Genomic DNA, 4,510 nt, shown 5'->3' with positions numbered 1-4,510 from the left:
TAATCTGCTTTAGCTTTATACCATCTTTTATCGTTAGCATTTTTTTCCGCTAAGGATAACATTTCTTGTCTTATGTCTTTCATAATAATAATATAATTTGCAAAGATATAATTTTTATTTGTTACTCATACTATTAATTATATCAATTAATTGGTTTAAATTAGAATCTTTGTCTTCTTCTGTTTCATACTCTTTTCCTAACACTTCTTCTTGTACTTGAAAAATACACATAAATAAAGCAGAGACTAAATCAAAATTTCCTTCTCTATTATATGCAATTAATTCTTCTAATAATCTTTGAGAATATATTCTGTCTATTACTGTAATAGGAGAACCATTTTCATCATAATCTAAAACAGTAAGCAACCAAGATTTAACATACTTTTCTGCTGCATCTTTTAATTGAACATTCATGTGGCAACCTAATACTCTAGCAACATTACTTTTCTTTATATTTTTTGATATAACAGCATCTGGTTGAGCAGCTAGTAAACTTAATCTTTTAATTCTTCTAAAGTAATTTTTAACATTAGTTACTTCATTTTCATACATTATAGTAGTTTTATAAGCATCAGCAAAATTCTCTGCTACTCTATCTATATCTTCTGTATCTTCGTGTCTTCCTATATATTCTGCAACTATTATGCTATGATAAACAGAGCCTATATGAACACCTTTATAAACTATAATAGCAGCTAAAGAAGTTCCTGAATCTTGTCTAATAGGGTCATACCCTATCTTATATAAACCTTTAGGAGCATTTGCAATAGGAAATTCATAAACTACAGGACAACCTCTTTTATCTGAATATTGACTTTCATTAAAGAAAGAAGTTATAGGTTGTGTTTTATTATTTAAAATAGGAATTATTTTTGTTTCATTTTCAATTTTTTCAAATCTTATAGGAGTTCCTTTTGTATTTTGAAGGTTATTAGATATAACTTTACTTAATTGTCCATCAAGTTCTTTTATAGGAAAAACACTAGAAGAAGAAAATGAAAAAGCTTCTGTAGGATTAAGAGGTTTCTCTTGCATCCTTTGTTGAATTTGCTTTGATGTAGCTCCTTCTTTTATTAGTTTTTCTCTATACTCTAATTCAAATGCTGTTGCTTTTTCTGAATCTGAATTACCTTGAGCATCATAATATCCTTCTAAATTTTGACTCATAGGGTGAAAAAACCCTACTTTAGTTTGTATTTTATCTTCTTCCCATATATTATAAAAAGGTAATAAATTATATAATGTAGGTCTTCTAAACATATTGGAGTAATCATAAGTACCTCCCTCCATGTCGCCGCTAGTACCAAAGATAGTAATTAAACCTGTTGCAATTTCTCCTGCCTTAACTGTATCTTGAATAGCATTGTATGTTTCAGTCAATAATCCTGGAGTACCAAATGCTCCTGCTTCTTCTATAAATATATCATAAGCATCTTTACCCCTCATTACATCAGGGTTATCTTTACAAGTTGCTGTAATAATAGAAGATTTAAAACCTTTTTCTTGTTTAATTCCATTTACATACTCATAATAACTAGCTCTTACACCATCGTTTTTATCCATCACATCAGAGGGCATAGCCCATGCTGTGTTTGCATTTATAAAACCTATATGGTCTTTTGCCATAGAATACAAACCTTTAGGATATAAAAATTTCTTTTCGTAAGCAGCTAATATTGTAGTTGAATAAGGTAAGCAATAGTAATTTTTTGCAGCTACAGCACCATTTTTAAAGGAGTAACCTTTTCTTCTTGATTTTCCTACAATTAAGTTCCTACCCCCCTCTAAGTCAACTGGGTCAATCTTTAAACCTAAATGTAAAGATTCAAATAGTCTTATCAGTTCTTTATTTTTATCTTCTCCAATTAGATTGTAAAATTTTTCAATCTCTTTTGCATCTGTAATTAAAGGAGTAACTATACCTTTTCTAGCAATTTCTCTAACCCAAAAATAATTATAATCTCCATCCCAGAAATCTGGAATAGAGATTACTTTTCTTGTTACTTTTTTAGTCTTATCTTCTGCTTGTGGTATTTCTGTAAAATTAAGATAAAAATAATGGTCTCCTGTAATTTTAACTCCACCTACAGCATAACCATGAATACATCTATTTCTTTGTTCAGTCCAATAATTTTTCCAAGCTAAACTTTCAGTTACTTCTGGACAATAATACCCATGTTTCTTATAATGTAAACCCTCCTCTCTAAAAACCTGAGAGTTAATCCAAATGCCGTTTTCATTTCTAATTGAGTTTACTTGACTCATTATGTAGTTATAAATTTAAGTCTATAAAGAGTATGACTAATTAAACTTTGTATTTCATCAATTTGATTTTGTAAAAATGTTTCTTTAATTGGTTTTCTTAAAGTTTCTATAGTATTGTATAAATTTTGAAAATAATCTGTTGGGTTTTCAATACAACAACTGCCTTTAGTACATATTTCTTCTAAAGGTTTTATTCCTTTATAAGTTTCTACAAAAGTATCTATTAAATCTCCTATTTTATCATAAAAAATACTCATTGCTTCATGTCTAGCATAAGTTCTATCTTTCTGTAATAGATGTGTTATTTTAGCATCTATTTGGGCTTTAAATAATAATGAAGGTATGTCATTATTACTTTTTTTAATTTCGTCTATTATACTCATGTATTTATTATACTTTCAGGGTTAGCAAAATATCCAATTTTTTTATCACTTCTATTTCTTGTTGTTTCAAACAATTCTTCTTCAACTTTTTTCTTAGCTGTTGTAATACTAATTAATACTTTCTCAGAATCTGTAATTGCCTTAGTAATATCAGCTGGTTTATATATGGGAGCAGAAGTTTTTGGATTCCTTTCATTTACATCTATATTATTAAAAAACTCTATAAGTTTTTCTATAACTGTTTTATTAGATTTCCAATATCTATAAGTTACAGAACCTTCTGTTTGTATTTCTTCAAGTTTATCAATAACTAATTGTAATTTACTGTCTCCTTTCCAATCTTTAGGTATGTTAAGTACTTGTTTAATCTCAACTTCTTTTCTGTCCTCTGCATATTCTCTGAAAGGATTACTCCTTAACATTGAAGTCATAAACTCAGCATAACTAAGTTCTTTTATTGCAGTTTCTTTGTTTTTACTTTTATCCCTGTCCCATATTTCTTTAAAAGGATTAACAAGTAATATTTCTGCTTTTGGGTAAACTCTTTTTTCTTCTATCTCAAATAAATATGACATATTATATTTTTATAAATTTAGTTCCTGAAATAAAATCTTTTTTAGTATATTTATCTTTTATTTGAGCTAAGGTAAGTTTATTTGTTTTTTCAAAATGAGGTTTATCTGAAAATTTTTTCCAGTCTCCACCCCAAGTAAAACCATATTCTTTAAACATATAAACTACCTCATCCCAATCAGCAATAGAGTCTTCATCCCAATCTTTTTTAGTATCCCACGAAGCTTCTTTTCCATTTATAATCATTACTATATCAACAGCTAAACCATAATTATGAACACTGTCTCCTCCTTTAGCATTTGTTACTTTAGGTACTTTTTTATATAATTCATCTTGTTCTGCAAAAGTTCTTAACCCCCAAGCTATTCTAACTTTAGCTTTTCTTGTAAGAACAGTTGTGTTTAGTATTTGTACAATATCTTCTACATCTTGTTTGATAAAAGGGTGTAATTGCTCTATTCTTTTTTTTGAAATTTCATCTATCATTTTAAATAAGCTTTAAATATACTGTTGCTGTTAATTTTAATTCTTCTGTTGTATCATCTTCATACACTACTACATAAGTTTGTGTTGGTTGGTATTTACCTAAATCCTTTAAATGATAAGGAACATCTTTAGGAGTGTAATTTACAGTTAATATTTTTTCTTTTTCATTATAATCTGGTTTACTACAACCACAAGACACTCTTACATTTATTATTTTTTTACTACCAAAATATTCATATTTTATTGGGTATGTTTTTCCTTGTTCTACATTACCAATATTTATTTCCAGGGTATTCCAATTCATTTTTATTAAAATTTTAAAAATTTGTTATTTTCTATCTTAAATTTTATATTATCCTCAAGTATTATAAAACTATATGTAGTTATAAATTTCCATTCTTTTTTACTTAATATTCTAGGATAACAATTATCATTACAAGCTTTATTACACATTTGAAGTTCAGTTGTTCTACACCCACACTTAATACAAGCACCTTTATTGAGACACTCTTTATTCATAGACCGTATTCTCATAGCTATTTGTTCATAAATGTGTTTAGGTACAAACAGTCTAAATATAAATAGAGGAATTATTTCTTCTGCATAAAACTTCCAAAATAAATATCTAGTGTTACCTTGTAAGTAATAATATATGTTTTTTAATGTTACTTTACTTTTTATCATTGTTTATATAATTTAATAATTTTTCTTTTACTATTTTAAAATGTTTTTCTGTTATTTCTCCTTTGTCATAACTCTTTTCTAAATTATTTAAATATTCTTCTGTTCTTCTTTTATATACT

General features: G+C 27.3%; 6 protein-coding genes. All 6 read right to left on the bottom strand.

Features of this window, described 5'->3' with window-relative positions; translation table 11 throughout:
• Nucleotides 1-114 precede the first annotated feature (114 nt).
• Genes ACRC03_RS19385 through ACRC03_RS19360 form a run of 6 tightly spaced genes read right to left on the bottom strand, consistent with a single transcriptional unit; the run spans nucleotide 115 to nucleotide 4,391 of the window.
• Complete coding sequence (locus ACRC03_RS19385) at nucleotides 115-2,265, bottom strand: hypothetical protein (protein WP_438654257.1); 2,151 nt, start codon at nucleotides 2,263-2,265, stop codon at nucleotides 115-117.
• Nucleotides 2,265-2,648, bottom strand: a complete 384-nt coding sequence (locus ACRC03_RS19380; RefSeq protein ID WP_438654256.1) for a DUF5856 family protein — start codon at nucleotides 2,646-2,648, stop codon at nucleotides 2,265-2,267. Before ACRC03_RS19380 ends, ACRC03_RS19385 begins: the two co-directional genes overlap by 1 nt.
• Nucleotides 2,645-3,223 carry a hypothetical protein gene (locus ACRC03_RS19375; RefSeq protein ID WP_438654255.1) on the bottom strand — a complete coding sequence of 193 codons (579 nt, stop codon included), beginning with the start codon at nucleotides 3,221-3,223 and terminating at the stop codon, nucleotides 2,645-2,647. The genes ACRC03_RS19380 and ACRC03_RS19375 overlap by 4 nt, the downstream gene beginning before the upstream one ends.
• 1 nt (nucleotide 3,224) lies before the next feature.
• The gene (locus tag ACRC03_RS19370) at nucleotides 3,225-3,707 is read right to left on the bottom strand and encodes a M15 family metallopeptidase (protein WP_438654254.1); all 483 of its coding nucleotides are present in this window, start codon (nucleotides 3,705-3,707) and stop codon (nucleotides 3,225-3,227) included.
• A 1-nt stretch (nucleotide 3,708) separates the two neighbouring features.
• Entirely contained in the window at nucleotides 3,709-4,011 is a 303-nt protein-coding gene (locus tag ACRC03_RS19365; protein ID WP_438654253.1) for a hypothetical protein, read from the bottom strand.
• 5 nt (nucleotides 4,012-4,016) lie between these two features.
• Nucleotides 4,017-4,391: a hypothetical protein gene (locus tag ACRC03_RS19360; RefSeq protein ID WP_438654252.1), complete on the bottom strand. Its 375-nt coding sequence runs from the start codon at nucleotides 4,389-4,391 to the stop codon at nucleotides 4,017-4,019.
• Between the last annotated feature and the right edge of the window lie 119 nt (nucleotides 4,392-4,510).

Source organism: Romboutsia sp. (assembly GCF_051659545.1).
Taxonomy (GTDB): Bacteria; Bacillota; Clostridia; order Peptostreptococcales; family Peptostreptococcaceae; genus JBOFOR01.
This window is presented reverse-complemented; position numbering and strand designations above follow the sequence as displayed.